We start from the raw sequence: 17,593 nt of genomic DNA on the forward strand, positions 1-17,593 counted from the left end.
AAGTATTTGGATTGTCACTGCTTGCTCCAAAGTTAACATGTTGAGCAGTCCAAAATGACCGCTATATTAACCAAGGGGGTCAGTTTTTAAATGCCATTAGGGGGTCATTTTTACACTGCCGCTAACACGTAATCGAGATTCTTACTTAGGGCAGTGCATTGGTGAATTGTGGAAAGATAAAATTACAGGAGGGTGTGGACAGTTTTATAACTGCAATCAAGCTGAGCATAAAAAGTATTATTGGGGTTTGAATCAGTTAGGTATTGGAATGATTGAAAGGCGTAACTCTAAAGAGGTAGGGAACGCGTTAAAAGCAATAGGTTATTTAGCTGATCCTGATAAAGATGATCAATACTTAAGAGCTCCTTTGAAGGGCATGCGGAAGTTTAGTAAAGGTGGCTCAGGGCGCAGATAACGGGATTCCAAAAAATCATAGATATACATCATTAACATGAACGAAGAATGTTTATTTCCCCCTGACATTCAAATCAGAGGCTTGCCATGCGGTAAGCCTTTTTTCATTTTTGAGGTATATCTTATGAGTTTAACTTGTCCTTACTGCCTATCCGATCAAGTCATCCAAGTGGTGAATCAACAAGTGAATGGAACTGAATCATCAGGTCTTGCAGCATCTGCATCGTTTGCCACCATTGGTGCATCCATCTCAAAGAGCTTACCTTTGCCTGTATCACCGTTACTTGGTGGGCTAGCAGGTGCAGTCATTGGTGGTTTATTCAGTAGTGTATTTGAAGAGCCGAAAAAGCCTGTCACGATGACCTATTACCGCTGTAACCAATGTCAGCAGAACTTTCGCTGAGCTAGCATAGGAGATCGAATCAATGGCCCATCAAATTGAACAAATCGCCTATGTAGGTGAAACGCCTTGGCATGGCTTAGGGAATCAGCTGAGTCCCAATCAACCTCTGGAAGTTTGGGCGCAGCAGGCAGGAATGGATTGGCGTATTGAAACATCTGATGTCAGTTATATGGCTCAGAATGAGCGAGGTCAAAGCATTATCATGCCATTTGAAGAACAGCGCGTGCTGTATCGCTCAGATACCCATGCACCGTTATCTGTGGTTAGTCAGCGTTATCAGGAAGTTCAACCAAAAGAGATTTTGGAGTTCTATCGTGATCTAACAGAACAATCAGGCTTCGAGCTTGAAACAGCAGGTGTCTTGAAGGGCGGTAAGAAGTTCTGGGCATTGGCGCGTACAGGTCAAAGTACAGCGTTGAAAGGCAAGGATGTAAGTAATGGCTATATCTTGCTTGCGTCGGCCTGCGATGGAACTTTGGCAACAACAGCGCAATTTACCAGTATCCGTGTCGTGTGCAATAACACGCTTGCGATTGCTTTGAAAGGCGCAACTGCAAGTTCAGGTGTGGTCAAAGTACCGCACAGCACCAAGTTCGATGCAGAGAAAGTGAAACAGCAGTTGGGTGTTTCAGTGCGTGCATGGGATGATCACATGTATGAAATGAAACAATTAAGCCAGCGTAAAGTGAGTCAGCAGGAAGCCAAAGCTTACTTTGATGCAGTCTTCAATAACAGCACCATGTCTATTGCAGATCCTGAGGAGAACATTATTCAGTTCTACCGTCAGGTGGCAAGCAACCCACCACAGCAAAACAAAACTGAACCAAATGGAAGAGCGATGACTAAAGCACTCGACATGTTTAATGGTCAGGGACGAGGAGCAGATCTTTCATCGGCTAAGGATACGGCTTATGGCTTACTCTGTTCGATCACGGAATTTGTTGATCATGAACGTCGTGCCATGAGTACAGATCATCGTCTCGACTCAGCATGGTTTGGTGCAGGTGCAAGTCTGAAACAAAGAGGCTTAGAGCAAGCTTTGGCATTGCTTGCCTGAGATACATTTAGCCTAAGCCATATCTAACTAAATACTTTCCACCTCATATCAACCATACCCAGCATGAAGCTGGGTATGGTTTTTTTATGCCGTTCAATATTTACAGAAATCTATATTTATAAGGATGTCGCAATGAATCAAATGATCCCAATAACACACCAGAAAGCTCCACAACCAACAATAAATCCCTTAATCACAGCTAAGCGTTCCAATACAGCCAAACGTTTGGTCAGTACCAAAGATATGGCCTATCAGGATTGGCTTGAAGTCCGTAAACAAGGTATTGGCAGCAGTGATGCTGCAACAGCATGCGGTTTAAACCCCTACATGTCGATGCTTGAACTATGGCTGATCAAAACAGGCCGTCAGACGCAGTCGATTGAAGATGAGAGCTCGGGTCTTGCACCACTGTATTGGGGCAAGCAACTGGAACCCTTAGTCGCTGAGTATTACAGCATGCACACCAATTCCAAGGTCCGCCGTGTGAATGCTGTTCTACAGCATCCGGATCCTGACAAGCACTTTATGTTGGCAAACTTGGATTACTCCGTTGTTGGCAATGAGGAAGTGCAAATTCTTGAATGTAAAACTGCAGGGGAGCATGGAGCCAAATTATGGCGAGATGGTGTACCGCTATATGTATTGTGTCAGGTGCAGCATCAATTGGCTGTGACAGGAAAACTGGCAGCCCATGTTTGTGTATTGCTCTGTGGACATGAAACCAAAATCTTTAAGGTCACACGATCTGAATCAGTGATTGAGCACATCATCAATGCAGAACGTTATTTCTGGGAATGTGTGGAAAACGATACACCGCCATCGGTCGATGCAAGTGCATCGGCAGCGGAAGCAATCCAAAGGCTATATCCAAGTCATGTCCCACTGACAGTTGAAGATCTATCACAGAATGAAACCGCCAATCTCATGTTTGATAAGTTGATCAAACTGAAAGAAGAGATTCAGCATAAGCAGGAGCGATTTGATGAACTTAAGCATCAGATTCAGATGATGATGAAGGATGCTGAGCGTGCAGTATTCAGCCGTGGTTCAGTGGTGTGGAAGAAAGCCAAAGATAGTGTTGGTTTGAATACACAAGCTGTCTTGAAGCATCAACCCGATTTGATTGAGCTTTACCCATTGTATAGAGCTGGAAGCAGGCGCTTCAACATTTATTTAGATTCGTCGCTTTCAGACAGGCCAGCATAAAAAATCGGCAAAGCAGCCCCTTCGCCCCATTCTCAAAAAGAACAGGGCATTGGACAGCTTTGCCAGATCAAAAGACCGATGCACAACATATTCCCCCGTGGCCATTGGTGTGTCTTGTTTTTATTAATTTTAAATTAATCGGCTAAAGGGCGGGTGCTCTATAGATTTGGCCGTTTTGTATAAAAATGCAGAAAGAGGAAAACAGCATGATTAAAGGTTTAGCAATCACGCCGCCAATGCTTGGACGAATCAGCATTGGGCGGGTAGTGGAAAAGAACGGAAAACGTCTGCCTGAAAAAGACGACCAATTCACCATAACCTCCCAAATTCAGAACAAAGAAGGATGGATTAAGCATCCGCTAGATGAGCAGCTGCGGGTCAATGTGCCAAATCAAAAGCTGCGGACGATTCCTGTCCGTATGATCTTCAATGATCCTGATCTGAACTTAAGAGCAGAGTACACCATGTTTGACCGGCAAACGGGTCGACCTGTGTGTATGGGAAATGGTGAAACCTGTCAAAGGCGAACACAGCAAGGGATAGAGAAACTGCCATGTCCCTCGCCAGATATATGTCCATTGGCTCAGGGCGGCAACTGCAAACCTTATGGACGATTGCATGTGAACTTAGATGAGTCTGATGAATTTGGCACCTTCATTTTCAGGACAGCGGGCTTCAATAGTATCCGCACCTTGGCTGCTCGGCTGAGTTATTACCATGCGGCTTCGAATGGCTTGCTTTCATGTCTGCCATTGCAGTTGACGCTAAGAGGTAAAAGTACAACTCAGAGTTATCGACAGCCGGTGTATTACGTGGATTTAACTTTGAAGGATGGTATTAGCTTGAATGAAGCGATTGTCATGGCAAAGCAAATTGATGAGCAAAGTAAACAGGCGGGGTTCTATCAGGAGGCTTTGGACCATATCGCCAGACAAGGCTTTGCCAATGCGCAATTTGAGATGGATGGAGAGGAGGGATTGGAGGTGGTTGAAGAGTTTTATTCGGATGAACAACAGCAGCCGAAAAGTAATGAAACCAATGCATTTGATATACAGCAGGAGTTAAAGGGAGCAGTGACTGCATTGAATTAAGTCGGCAGGTAAAAACACACAGATGTGCCGTATCTCATGAGCGAGGAGCTCGTCAACATGAGATGAGGAAATAAACATGAATGCATTTACAGGTCAGACATTTCAGATGCAGCAGCTGATTAGCATTAAGCAGGTTGTGGAGTTCGTTGGTGTGGGCCGTTCTACTATCTATGAAATGATGGATGAAAACTCCCCCTATTATGATCCAACCTTTCCAAAGAAAGTTAAAATTACTCAAAATCGTATCGGCTGGTCAGCTTATGAGATCCATCAATGGATTGAACGTAAGTTGGCGAGTCGAGAATAAGGGATGCTCTTAGCTCCCTTATTTTTTTGTTTTCTTGTAGACTGAAAAATGTCTTTTAGCCTAAGTGTCCGTAATGAAAACAATAGACTACTATAATAAGCATGCAGAAGAATTTATAGCTTTAACGTTTGACGTGGATATGGAAAGCCTATATCAGCCATTTTTAGCTGAGTTGCCTGAAGGTGCTCGGATTCTTGACGTTGGCTGTGGTTCAGGACGAGATACTCTGGCTTTTAAAGATAAAGGCTATCAAGTTGAAGCAATAGATTATTCTGCCGAGCTGGTTAAAAAGGCCAAGGAGCTGACCGGCATTGAAGTACGTCAACAAAGTTTTTATGAATTAAATGAGAGTGAGAAGTACGATGGTATTTGGGCTTGTGCTTCTCTTTTACACTGTGACAGAGATTTTTTGCCTGAAGTGATGGGGCACATATTCAAAGCACTAAAGCCAAATGGTGTGTGTTACATGTCTTTTAAATATGGCAAGACAGACCGTGAGAAAGACGGGCGTAGCTTTACTGATCTAAATGAGCAGCAAGCGCAGGAACTACTTAAGCAGATCGATCAAGCTTTACTGTTACAACAATGGATTACGATAGATAAACGTCCAGATCGTGATGAAGAATGGCTGAATGTACTATGGAAAAAACATGCCTGATTTTATTCCTACGGCGCAAGCGCAATTGAAATTTCTTAAAAATATCCAGCTAATTTTACAATCTGGCAGTTTTAGCAGTACTTATAAATTTGCGTTACTGATTAGTCTTAGTCGATTGGCGATTGAGAAAGGTGAGGATACAGGTGAAAGCTTAGTCCTTGAATATACAGATATTGCTGAAAAGTTTATCGAGTTGTATTGGAAGCAGGCTGTACCGTATGTGTTTAATGATGAAGGTCAGCTGATCCTAAATCAAAACAATGGCAAGCAAGCAGCCATATTGAATCGCATTATTGCCTTAAGGCAAAGCTACTCATCTCTTGGATTATTAAGACGAGATCCATTGGTGTGGCTGAAGTTAGTTAAAGATGTGGCTCGCACTGTGAGAGAAATGCCTGTCCGTTATCTGCAAAACATCAATGGTCAAAATTTTGAGTTTATATTTCAGCTTAATCAGTGCGGAAAGAAACTCATTCTTTTACCCCAAGTGATGTATTGCTTACGCCAATTTAGCGAGATTATTGAAGAGCTTTGTCAGAAACGGTGGATTGATTACATCCGAAAGAACAGCAGTAATGCACAAATTTTGAATCAATTACCGAACCTTGAACAATTCATGTTTGAACCGAGCCGAAACCAGTTGAATGCAGTTGCGAATGTGTTGGTCGAGCTACAGGACTGTAAATGCTTCTACTGTAATAAGCCAATGAAAAAAGGTAATTATGCAGTTGATCATTTCATTCCTTGGTCAATGTATCCATCGGACACGGGGCATAATTTTGTCTTGGCGGATTCAAGCTGTAATTCTAAGAAAAGTAATTTGTTGGCTTCAGATGAGTTTTTGCGTAAGTGGAAAGAACGGAATGAAGAACAGGATTTGATTATTGTGGATCGAATTTCTGTATTGGGATTTCTAACAGATATAGAACGGTCGCATAAGGTTGCGGAGTGGGCATATGCTCAGGGACGTGAAAATGGATATTCCTTCTGGCCTTTCTGAGCAAGAGTAGCAACTTAAGTCTTAAATTGATTTAAAATTAAACAATAATTGGCAATTTTAATGAATCAAAACATAAGATTAGGATAGTATTCATTCTAATTAATAATAAATTAGCTTTTGATAAAGAGGGTATATGCAACAGGGAAATTTAGAGCAATCTTTTAGCCAGTTTCTTTTTTTAAAAGAAATTAGCCCGTTACTATTTGATGTGTTGACCCTTGCAGAGCAATATTATTATGCCGATCCAAATGCAACTTTGGTGAAGGTGCGCCAGTTTGGCGAAAACTTAATGCGTCAATTGGCGATTAATTCACAACTTGTGATTGAACCCAACTGGAATAATTTTGAAATTATTAATCAAGTTTCAGAAAAGTTAAAGTTGGATCAAGATGTTCGTTCAGCTTTCCATCGCATACGCAAGTTAGGCAATACAGGGGCACATGAAGTCACTGCATGCCATAAAGATGCCTTAGACGCTTTAATGCTAAGTTATGAGGTTGCTAAGTGGTTATATAGAACGCTCAAGAAAGTTGAAAAAGATTTTCCTAAATATCAAGCACCACAGGATCCATCACTACATGTTGAAGCGTTAAAAGCAGAAGTCTTTGCTTTAAATGAACAGCTAAAAACAACCAAAAATAATGCTTCAATTTATCAGGAATACAAAGCAAAAGTTGAGGAGCTTACACAAGCAAATCAGCAATTATTGTCTTTAACTCAAACTGAGCAACAACGTTCAGCTTCTATCATTGCTGATTTAGAGCAGCAAGTGAAAGTATTACAGGCTAAATTTGATCAAAATCCAACAGTGATTGGAGTGTCGGGTCAACCTGCATTGGTACAAGCAGCAAAAATTGCGAGCCAATCTTTCGACCTTACTGAAGCACAAACTCGTAAATTGATTGATCAGCAGCTTCAAGATGCTGGTTGGATCGCGGATACTGAAAATTATAGATATAGCAAAGGTACACGCCCACTGCTTGGGCGAAATATGGCGATTGCTGAATATCCTCTAGAGTTAAATGGAAAAAAAGGTCAGGCAGATTATGTGTTGTTTCAAGGTCTGACTCCTGTGGCTGTAGTTGAAGCAAAACGTCGCAATATCAATCCATATGGTGCAATTGAACAAGCAGAGTTTTATGCACAAGCCTTTGATACACAGGATTTGAAGGAGTTAGATCAAAAAGCAGAGCATTTTGGACCATGGATGATAAATGGCCTAAGCTACCATATTCCATTTGTTTATTCGTGCAATGGGCGCGCAACCAATAAACGATTATTTGAACAGACTGGAATTTGGTTTAGAGACGTTAGGCGTGGCCGTAATTTACGACGTGCTTTACAAGGTTTTCATCGTGCGGAAACGTTAATTCACTGGATGCGTTTCCCAGAAGAGCGAGCTGACGAAAATCTCAAAAATACTGCAATTTTACCGTTTAATGATCGACCTTATCAGTGCGATGCAATCAAAGCGGTTGAAAATAATATTGCAAAAGGCATTCGTAAGCACCTTGTCGCAATGGCAACTGGGACAGGCAAAACACGTTTAGCCACGGGCTTGATGTACCGCTTAATCACATCTGGGCGTTTCAAAAGTATTCTGTTTTTAGTGGATCGTAATTCACTTGCGGAGCAAGCCACAGAGGCTTTTACAACTGAAGTGATTCATGGAAGTATCACCCTGTTTTCAAGTTTTAGCGATACAAAAAATTCCGCTGAATTAAACTTGCATGATTCAGTGACTATTCAGGTTGCGACTGTACAGAGCCTTGTTCATCGAATTTTTAATGCAGATGAATATGTACCGATAGATGCTTTTGATTGCATTATTGTGGACGAAGCACATCGTGGCTATACCTTAGACCGTGAAATGACTGAAGGTGAAGAAGCTGTATGGGATCAAGAAAAATATTTGTCGACATATCGTCGAGTACTTGATTATTTCGATGCACATTTAGTGGCTTTAACTGCAACACCAGCATTGCACACTGTCGATATCTTTGAAGAACCTATTTTTAATTATACCTATACACAAGCAGTTGCAGATGGTTATTTAGTCAACTATGACACACCGGTTGTATATAAAACAGCATTGGGCACATTGGGTCTAAATTATACGAAAGGATCCTCAGTCCAAATTTATAAAACAGTCACGAAGAAAGAAGAGTTGTATACCTTGCCGGATGACTTGTCTTTTGATGTGGCGGATTTCAATAGAAGTTTATTGCTAGATAGCTTTAATGAAGTGATTTGTCAGCAGATAGTAAAAGATATTAATCCATTTAGTGTTGAGAAGACTTTAATTTTCTGTGTGACTGATACACATGCAGATAAAGTAAAAAAATTGCTCGATCAATATTATGCGGAAAAATACGAGAAGTATGATGAAAAAATGGTGCGTAAGATTACAGGGAAAACACCTGCGGTCAAGGAAGTGCTTGAATCTTACAAAAAACAGGATTTCCCAAATATTGCAATTACCGTTGATTTATTAACAACAGGGATTGATGTACCTAATATCTGCAATTTAATCTTTTTACGTAAAGTCCGTTCGCGCGTATTGTTTGAGCAGATGTTAGGGCGAGGAACACGTCGAGCTGACAAGATTGGTAAGACGCATTTCCGTGTTTATGATGCAGTAGATGTATTTAAAGACCTAGATAATGTAAATAGCATGAAAATGATATCGGTGAACCCGAATATTACATTGGCAGAGTTATTTAAAGAATTTGAAGATGACACTACACGTAAAGCTGCATCAACAGTCATTGCTGATACTTTAAATCAGCGTAGCCAAGCAGATGTGATGTTAGATCAAATTTGTCAGAAGGCTATGCGTGTTTTGGTTAAAGCTGAAAAATATAAAAATGATCCGCGCCTAACGAATCTCAAAGACAGCTTGGAACAAGTTCAGCAGTTATGGAAGTGGGAATCTAAAGATTTACCAAAAGAGCTGCACAAAATGGGTGTAGAAAAGGCAGCGACATGGTTAAAAGAACATGGCAAAACTTTAAATGGTATTTTAGAGAATGTTCGTGAAGAGTTTAGATTAGCAGAAATGCAGATCATCTCTTTTGAGAAAGATAGCATGATCTATGCAGGTCAAGACCCTAACTACAAACCTTTAGAGGATTATTTGCAGCAATTCCAAAATTTTGTGAATCAATCTGTCAATAATAATGCTGCAATGAAAGCTGTAGTGACACGCCCATCTGATTTGACTCGTGATGAATTAAAGCAAGTTGAAGCAACGCTTACACAAGCTGGATTTACCCGTGCTAAATTAAGTAAAGAGCTTGGTAATAATGAGACAAATCATTCATATGCTGCGCAGATTATTGCCTTGATCCGCCGTTCAGCGATTGGTGAAGACCTTATGCCGTTTGAGCAGCGTGTGGAAGTTGGTCTGAGAAAAATACTTAAACTCAAAGCATGGAATCCTGAACAGGAAAAATGGTTACGTCGCTTGGCTCAATTTATTGCTACTGAGTTAGTGGTTGATAAAGACAGTATACGTGAGCGTTTCTCATCACAAGGCGGGATCGAGATGCTGAATAAGGTACTGGATGATGATGCTGAAAAAATATCCAAATACATTGTGGATAGTTTCTGGAAAGCCTCTTAAACCCTACAATGCCTGAAGCCTAAATTTAACTTTTTATAGAAGCAGTAGTAAGCATGACGCAAAATGATATTGTTCAAAAACTTTGGAACCTATGTGATGTCTTAAAAGACGATGGCATCAATTACAGTGATTATGTTTCAGAGCTAGTTATGTTGCTATTTGTCAAAATGGTGGATGAACTTGATCATCAAGATTCAACGCTGGCAAACATTTATCCAGATGAATATCGTTGGGCGGAACTGCGTAAGCGTGTGAATCAGGCAAATGATTTACTCGTGTTTTATAAAGAGATGTTACTTGAGCTTTCACAAAGTCAGCACGAGTTGATTGCATCTATTTATAACAACGCACAGACGCGTTTACGTGAGCCACGACATTTGGCTCAGCTCATTAAAGAGTTTGATAAGTTAGATTGGTTTAGCATCAAAGCTGATGGTTTGGGTGATCTGTACGAAGGTTTATTAGAAAAAAATGCCACTGAAACCAAGTCAGGTGCAGGACAGTATTTTACGCCGCGTCCTCTAATTAATTCGATTGTTCGCTGTATGCAGCCGAAAGCGGGTGAGGTGATTCAAGATCCAGCTTGTGGTACAGCAGGTTTCTTGATTGCTGCTGATGCATTTATTAAGTCTGAAACAGATGATTTGTTTGATTTAAATTTAGATCAAAAGAAATTTCAAGAAACTCGTGCTTTTGTTGGTGTAGAACTGGTGCCGAATACGCGCCGTTTGGCACAGATGAACTGCTTACTGCATGATATAGGCGGAGAACAGGGTGCAATTAAATTAGGTAACTCATTAGGTTCTACTGGCTTTGATTTACCTGTTTCAGATGTAATTTTAGCCAATCCTCCATTTGGTACATCGAAAGGTGGTGAAGCAAGTATTACACGTCAAGATTTGCCTTTTGATACGTCAAACAAGCAATTGGCATTTCTACAACATATTTATTTAAACTTAAAACCAGGTGGTCGTGCCGCAGTTGTATTACCAGATAACGTACTGTTTGAAGCAGGACAAGGTACCGCGATTCGTCAAGACCTGATGAATAAATGCAATGTGCATACGATTTTGCGTTTGCCGACAGGTATTTTTTACGCAGCTGGTGTAAAAACCAATGTACTGTTCTTTACTAAAGGGACAGAAGCAGACCCGATGCAAAAGCAGGGCTGTACTCAAGATGTGTGGGTATATGACCTAAGGACCAACATGCCAAGTTTTGGTAAGCGTACGCCATTTACCGAAAGCCATTTAAAAGGCTTTGAAGTTATCTATGGTGCTGATGCGAAAGGTCTTTCACCACGTACTGAGGGTGAATGGTCACTTACAGAAGAAAGCCAAGAGCAAACGCTGGAGAATAGCCGTTGGCGTAAGTTTAGCCGTGAATGGATTAAAGAACAAAAGGGTGATTCTTTAGATATTTCATGGTTAAAAGACAATGACGCCGTGGATGCTGCAAACTTACCTGAACCGCATGTGTTGGCAAGTGAAGCCATGTCTGAACTAACACAAGCTTTGGTTGAATTAGATGCCTTGATGAAGGCATTAGGTCAAACTGATGAAGCCAATACACAAAAACTTTTTTTGGCTGATGCGTTGGGTTTGAATGCTGAGGAACAGGCATGAGTTTAGATAATTTGCCTGTTGAGTGGTTGTCCCTACAATTAAAAGATATTGGAAATATTTTTACAGGAAAGACGCCTTCATCTAAAGATGCCACTAATTTTGAAGGAGATATTCCATTTATTAAGCCGGGTGACCTCGCTAATGGGGGGTATATTTTTCATACATCAACTCATATTAGCCCACAAGCATTAGAGGCTTTACCTAATCTACCTGTAAACTCAATTATGGTGACATGTATTGGTAACATGGGTAAGGTTGGTATAAATACAAAGGTATCTGCGACTAACCAGCAGATTAATTCAATTGTGCCCTTTAAAGAATTTATTAATTATAAATATACTTATTATTATTGTTTAACTTTAAAGAATTGGCTTGAAAGAGAGTCTTCAGCAACAACGATTGCCATTGTAAATAAGGGGCGGTTTTCTGAAGCGCCGATTCCATTGCCACCATTAGCCGAACAACAAGAAATCGTTCGTCAGCTTGATGTGATGCTTGCGCAAGTGGAGCAGATTAAAGCCCGTTTAGATGCCATTCCTGCCATTCTTAAAAAATTCCGTCAATCGGTTTTGGCGGATGCGGTGAGTGGTAAGTTGACGGAAGCAGATGTTAGTAATTGGACTGAAGTTACGGTAAATGATTTAGTTAATATTGTGAATGGAAAATCTTTTCCGAGTTCAGATTATTCAGCACAGGGTATAAAGTTATTGAGACCTGGTAATTTACATGTGTCAGGTAAGGTCAAGTGGACTGATAAAAATACTATCTATTTACCTACGGTTTGGAAAGAAAAACGATCAGAACTTCTATTAAAAGAAGGTGCGCTTTTGATGAACTTAACAGCTCAATCACTCGCAGATGAGTTTTTAGGTAGAGTATGTATTCTTGAAAAAGCAGATGAAGATATTTTATTGAATCAGCGAATATCTTCTTTCGAATCTAAACTAAATTATGATGTAAGATCTTATTTATTCTATGTTTTTAAATCACCACAATTTAGAAGCTATGTAGATACTCTTGATACAGGTACATTGATTAAGCATCTAAATATTAAAGATATTAAAACATATAAGCTAAAGCTACCTCCCGAAAGTGAACAAATGCAAATAGTAACTTTGTTAAAGAGTTTTATAAAATCTGCTTCAAGGACTGAAGAATTAGTTTCATTAGCAAAAAAACGAGCGAATCTACTAACTCAAGCAATTTTAGCCAAAGCTTTTAGCGGTGAACTGACTGCCGAATGGCGTGAACAGCATCAAGACCTTATCACTGGGGTAAACAGTGCGGAAAGCTTGCTTGCTAAAATACAGGCGGAACGGGAAGCGAGTAAGCCTGTGAAAAAAACACGGGCAAAGAAAAACGCATAAACAAAAACGCACTCGTGGGGATGAGTGCGTTTCTTGTCGTATTAAATAAATTTAAAGAAATGAGAGTGTTGTGAATAAAACGATATTAAAACAGTGGTTAAATGATTATCTTGAGTCGGGTGATGGAAAAGGATGGCGTAAAGATTATGAAAATACCTTCGATAAAGTTCAGGAAATAAAGAAAAAGCTCAATAATGGTTATAAGTTAACGGCCACAAATGATTTTGAATTTTTAAGTGAGCTTCTGAAAAATGATGCAAATGGGGTTGCATCTAAAGGACAGTCAAATCTCGCAAACGGAGTATTTGATAAGCTAATTCAAGATGTGGAATTTCTTAATGTTGTAGAAAAACTTATTCAACAGCCGAATGAAGAGACATATCAAGCGTTGAATAGTTATGGTGGTCGATTACTTACGGAATTGGGGAGTACTCAGCGACCTTTATTATTCAATCGAGCATGTGCTTCATGTACTTTAGATGTTTCAACAATTGTTGATCGAAATAAATTTCATCAATTTATTGAATATGTAACAACTCACCAAATCATAGATTTTCCTCAAGAAGTCAAAGAGAAAAGTTGGTATGTAAAGAACGTATATTTAGTTCAGAAAATTAGAGAGACATTAAAGGCAGAGCTTGAATCAGGTCAAACAGATATCTTTTGGCTAAATATGTTCTTGTGGGACATTTATGCTGAGAAAGTAGCGACTAATTTTAGTGCGAACAATGCTATTGATTATCTCAAGGATAGATATCCGAATACTTATTCGGGTACGACACATATAGCCGCGTTTAAGACAGATTTAGGTCGAGAGCTAGCATTAGACCCAAAAATAAAAAAGCCTGTAATTTTCTGTGATGCAGAACCACCGATAGAACTTAAATTACCAATTAAAAAAGTCTATTCAGAAGCCGATACTCGGAATCAACATTTGTCTACACATGCTAAATCATTGATGCTGGGTAATAAAGCATATTTAATTATTGTGAGCACCCTTGACGAGTTAGAAAAGCTTTGTGATTGGTATGAGCAAAGTGATGATCAGACCACAGCACTTGAACGTAAAGTTAATCTATTCTTAACGAACTGGCCTGCTGAGCGATTAGCACAGCTAAGCATCGAAGATTATCATCAAGCAAAAAATATCAATTGTTTTATTGCTCAAATCGACAGTTTTGATCCCACTCAAGGTGAGCCAACCTTTGCTAATTATTTTGATGTTTGGGAGCCTGTTAATTTAGGAAAGGATGATAAATATCATAATGTGAAGCCGTATTCATGGCATAAACGACTAGGTGATGATGTAGAGTTAGCATTTAAAACTCTTAAACAAGAAATACTCGATATTGTTGATGCTGTGCAGAAGCGTGATTTAAACGCAATTGATCAAATCCAGTTCCCTAAACCATTGAAATGGATGATTGCTTTCTTATATCAGGATTTCAATAACCCTTTAATTATTCCTATCGTGACTGAAACGAATATTAAGCGTATTGGATATGAAGAGTATGCACGGAAACCATTACTAGAATTTTTACCAATTTTGTTGGTTAGTCAGGGTACACACTCATTTTTCCCATATGTGGAACAACTTTTTGTAATGGTCAGAAAAGGCTATTTGGATAATAAACAAAAGAAACAGCAAGCTAAAGAATCACTGGAAGACGTCATGACTCAACAACCTTTAAACCGTATTCTTTTTGGTGCTGCAGGTACTGGGAAAACATACAATACCATTACCCATGCTTTAGCAATTTTAGAAGGCAGAGATTTAATAGAAATTGAAAAACTAGAAAAACAACTCGATGGGAGAACAAACCTAAAAGGGTTGTTTGATAAATATAAAAATGAAGGACGCATTAAGTTTGTGACCTTTCATCAGAGCTTTAGTTATGAAGATTTTGTAGAAGGTATTCGTGCTGAAACGGATGATAATGGGCAGTTAAGCTATGATGTAAAAGCAGGTGTATTTAAAGAGATTTGTGAAGATGCTCAAATAGAAATTGATACTAAGCAAAATAATGTATCAGCACCGATTGAAGCGAGTATTAATAATGCAATTGATAAACTCATTTCACAGGCTAAAACAGAGGAAATGATTTTCCATACTAAACGTGGTGCGGAAATTAAAGTATCAAGTAATTCAGCAGGTACTTTATTCGCTCTTACATCTAGAGGAAGTAATATCACTTTATCTATTAGGCATATTCGAAACTATTTGAAGACACAAAGTGACATTATTGTGGATCAAAAGAGCTATGAGTGGGCAATCGCAAATTCTTTACGTTCAGAGGTTCAATATTCAGATACTAATGAAAAAGTAAAACCTTATGTGCTGATCATTGATGAAATCAACCGAGGTAACATTTCCCGTATTTTTGGTGAGTTGATTACACTCATTGAAGACTCAAAACGCCAAGGTGCTGAAGAAGAGTTATCTGTAATCTTGCCTTATTCCAAAAAAGAATTTTCTGTCCCAAGTAATGTCTACATCATTGGCACAATGAACTCATCAGATCGTTCTTTAACAGGCTTAGACATTGCTTTGCGCCGGCGCTTTACCTTTATTGAAATGCCACCGAAGCCAGAGTTATTGAGTGATATTGAGGTGGAAGGTCTGAACATTGCTGAGCTGTTAAAAGTCATCAATCAACGTATTGAAGTGCTGTTAGACCGTGATCACTGTATTGGCCATGCCAATTTCATGAGCTTAAATAAAGATCGTACTCGTGAGCATTTAGCAGCAATCTTTAAACAAAAAATTATTCCCCAACTGCAAGAGTATTTCTTTGATGATTGGTCGAAGATTAACATGGTGCTAAATGCTAATGGGATGTTGAAAGCTAAACCTGTTGAACGCTCTGCATTATTTCCAAATGTAGAGAGTGATTCAGATGGGTTCTTTGAAGAACAAAAAATATGGCAACTAAACGATACTGCATTTGATTCAATCGCTAGTTTTAGCAAAATCATCAAGCACTAATCGGGGATCTATATGCCTGATTTTACTGTCCGAGAATATGCCTTCATTAGCGAAGTTTATAAAGGTTGTCCTGAATCTTGTTTAAACCATGCTTATATTCCCGAAAAAGCATTTATGTATCTGTGTGAACTCTCTGCTTCATTTTCTAAGCACGGTGCAAAAGTATTTGAATTAGCAGGACATAGAAAGCTTAAGCTAGATCAATATGTTGGGGTGATAGAAACCCCATGCGGTACACGGATTGAAATTCTTCCGAAGCATGTAGAGCTCAACGGCGAAAGTGATCAGGAGGTTATTGGTCAAGAGCGTAAGCTCCTGCAAAAAATGCTCAGTGTTTCGTTGCATTTACCTTATAGAGAGGCAGGGAGTGCCAATTTAAACCGTTTCAAACAGCCTTTGCATGAATGGATCATGACACAGTTCCTTGCATCATTTGAACGTTTAGTGCAACGGGGTTTACGTTTTGATTATAACCGTGTACAAGAGGAACAAAAGTTTTTACGTGGGCAATTACAGCATGTGAAATACATGCGCCAACCACCGACAAAGAAACATATCTTTCCGATTGAGCATGATGTGTATGAGGTGAATCGACCTGAAAATCGTCTGATTCGTACAGCCTTAGAAATGGTGTGTAAAAAGACCAAAGATGCCAATAACTGGAAGCTTGCTCAAGAGCTACGTTTGATGACCAGCGAAATACCGCGAAGCCTAAACATTCAGCAGGACTTTAGGCAATGGCAGTCAGGGCGGCTACTCGCTTTGTATGCTGAGATTAAACCTTGGACGGAGTTAATTTTGGGTGAATACATGCCTGTATCTACTCAAGGGGAATGGCGTGGCATGAGTTTACTCTTCCCGATGGAGAAGCTATTTGAGAACTTTGTAGCTTATCATTTGCGCCGTAACTTACCTGAATATACGGTGAAGACACAACATGCGACGGAGCATATTTGTCAGCATCAACAGCGCAATATTTTTAAGCTTAAGCCTGATATTTTTATTGAGTGTCCAGATGCCAAGCCAATTGTGATGGATACTAAATGGAAGTTGATTGATCAAAATGATCGAGCTGGGCGTTATGGTTTGAAAGATAGTGATATTCAGCAAATGTTTGCCTATAGCCATTATTACCTCAAACATGACAGTGATGTTGTACTTGTCTATCCATATCGGAAGGACAAATTTACGCACTCCTTAGATGACTTTGAGTTTAGGCTAACCACTAGTGCAAAACTACGTGTCGTTCCTTTTAATGTAGATGATCCCAAAAGCTTCAAAATTAATAAGTCTTTTATCATGTGAGGTTAGTCCCATATTTGGGACTAAAATCTACTTTTTAGCTAGATCGGTCCCAATTTACGGATTTATCGTTTGGCATAAAGTGGATCATGCTGATTTTGAGATGTATCGTGATAGAGAGCGTAATCACTTAACACGTCTAACTCAGTTTAGAGGGATTTATCCGATTTGTTCAGCAGATGCTGTACTTAGAACTGACCAATCCGATCATAATTTGCAGTTAGTTGGACATAGTGTAGAAAGTCCTTTTGCGTATGTGTATAGCTTTGATCGGGTCTTGATGACAGGTCTGTTATTGAGTCAAGTTTAAAGGAAATTAGGGTAACTTTGGGTAAAAATTTAGATCTTCATTTTTTTTAATCACCAGATTTCATTAGAGATTTTGGATGAGTTAAATTGCCACCACCACCACCCTAAAATTAAGATCATTTCGACTAAATCGCAAATAGGACAATTAGATAAGAAATAATTATTTGTTAAAATTTGTTAGAAAATATTTAATTATTGTTAAGATTAAATTAAATATATAATTTTATTGAAAAAAAATTAAAT

General features: G+C 39.3%; 14 protein-coding genes. All 14 read left to right on the forward strand.

Annotation, left to right across the window (positions count from 1 at the left end; all coding sequences use genetic code 11):
* The first annotated feature begins 166 nt into the window (after positions 1-166).
* Positions 167-415 (forward strand): hypothetical protein, encoded by a 249-nt coding sequence (locus FTU38_RS04610; RefSeq protein ID WP_180110660.1) that lies wholly within the window; start codon positions 167-169, stop codon positions 413-415.
* Between the two features lie 123 nt (positions 416-538).
* Entirely contained in the window at positions 539-817 is a 279-nt protein-coding gene (locus tag FTU38_RS04615; RefSeq protein ID WP_180108946.1) for a hypothetical protein, read from the forward strand.
* Positions 818-839: 22 nt separating this feature from the next.
* Entirely contained in the window at positions 840-1,874 is a 1,035-nt protein-coding gene (locus FTU38_RS04620) for a DUF932 domain-containing protein (RefSeq protein WP_180108945.1), read from the forward strand.
* A gap of 132 nt (positions 1,875-2,006) precedes the next feature.
* Entirely contained in the window at positions 2,007-3,080 is a 1,074-nt protein-coding gene (locus FTU38_RS04625) for a YqaJ viral recombinase family protein (RefSeq protein WP_180108944.1), read from the forward strand.
* A gap of 206 nt (positions 3,081-3,286) precedes the next feature.
* A complete protein-coding gene (locus FTU38_RS04630) occupies positions 3,287-4,171 on the forward strand; it encodes a hydrolase or metal-binding protein (RefSeq protein ID WP_180108943.1) in 885 nt (294 codons plus the stop codon).
* 76 nt (positions 4,172-4,247) lie between these two features.
* Complete coding sequence (locus tag FTU38_RS04635) at positions 4,248-4,478, forward strand: AlpA family transcriptional regulator (RefSeq protein ID WP_180108942.1); 231 nt, start codon at positions 4,248-4,250, stop codon at positions 4,476-4,478.
* Positions 4,479-4,551: 73 nt separating this feature from the next.
* Positions 4,552-5,136, forward strand: coding sequence for a bifunctional 2-polyprenyl-6-hydroxyphenol methylase/3-demethylubiquinol 3-O-methyltransferase UbiG (locus FTU38_RS04640; protein WP_180026578.1), 585 nt, complete (start codon positions 4,552-4,554; stop codon positions 5,134-5,136).
* Positions 5,129-6,136, forward strand: a complete 1,008-nt coding sequence (locus FTU38_RS04645) for an HNH endonuclease domain-containing protein (RefSeq protein ID WP_180108941.1) — start codon at positions 5,129-5,131, stop codon at positions 6,134-6,136. Before FTU38_RS04640 ends, FTU38_RS04645 begins: the two co-directional genes overlap by 8 nt.
* 133 nt (positions 6,137-6,269) lie before the next feature.
* The gene (gene hsdR, locus FTU38_RS04650; RefSeq protein ID WP_180108940.1) at positions 6,270-9,761 is read left to right on the forward strand and encodes a type I restriction-modification system endonuclease; all 3,492 of its coding nucleotides are present in this window, start codon (positions 6,270-6,272) and stop codon (positions 9,759-9,761) included.
* Between the two features lie 53 nt (positions 9,762-9,814).
* On the forward strand, positions 9,815-11,386 hold the full coding sequence (locus FTU38_RS04655; RefSeq protein ID WP_180108939.1) for a type I restriction-modification system subunit M: 1,572 nt from the start codon (positions 9,815-9,817) through the stop codon (positions 11,384-11,386).
* The gene (locus FTU38_RS04660) at positions 11,383-12,753 is read left to right on the forward strand and encodes a restriction endonuclease subunit S (RefSeq protein WP_180108938.1); all 1,371 of its coding nucleotides are present in this window, start codon (positions 11,383-11,385) and stop codon (positions 12,751-12,753) included. Before FTU38_RS04655 ends, FTU38_RS04660 begins: the two co-directional genes overlap by 4 nt.
* Before the next feature lie 70 nt (positions 12,754-12,823).
* The gene (locus tag FTU38_RS16745) at positions 12,824-15,739 is read left to right on the forward strand and encodes an AAA family ATPase (RefSeq protein WP_180108937.1); all 2,916 of its coding nucleotides are present in this window, start codon (positions 12,824-12,826) and stop codon (positions 15,737-15,739) included.
* 12 nt (positions 15,740-15,751) lie between these two features.
* Positions 15,752-17,044 (forward strand): McrC family protein, encoded by a 1,293-nt coding sequence (locus tag FTU38_RS04670; RefSeq protein WP_180108936.1) that lies wholly within the window; start codon positions 15,752-15,754, stop codon positions 17,042-17,044.
* Between the two features lie 100 nt (positions 17,045-17,144).
* Positions 17,145-17,351: a hypothetical protein gene (locus FTU38_RS04675; protein ID WP_257224012.1), complete on the forward strand. Its 207-nt coding sequence runs from the start codon at positions 17,145-17,147 to the stop codon at positions 17,349-17,351.
* Positions 17,352-17,593: the final 242 nt, after the last annotated feature.

The organism is Acinetobacter sp. YH12098, from assembly GCF_013419235.1.
Lineage (GTDB): Bacteria > Pseudomonadota > Gammaproteobacteria > Pseudomonadales > Moraxellaceae > Acinetobacter > Acinetobacter amyesii.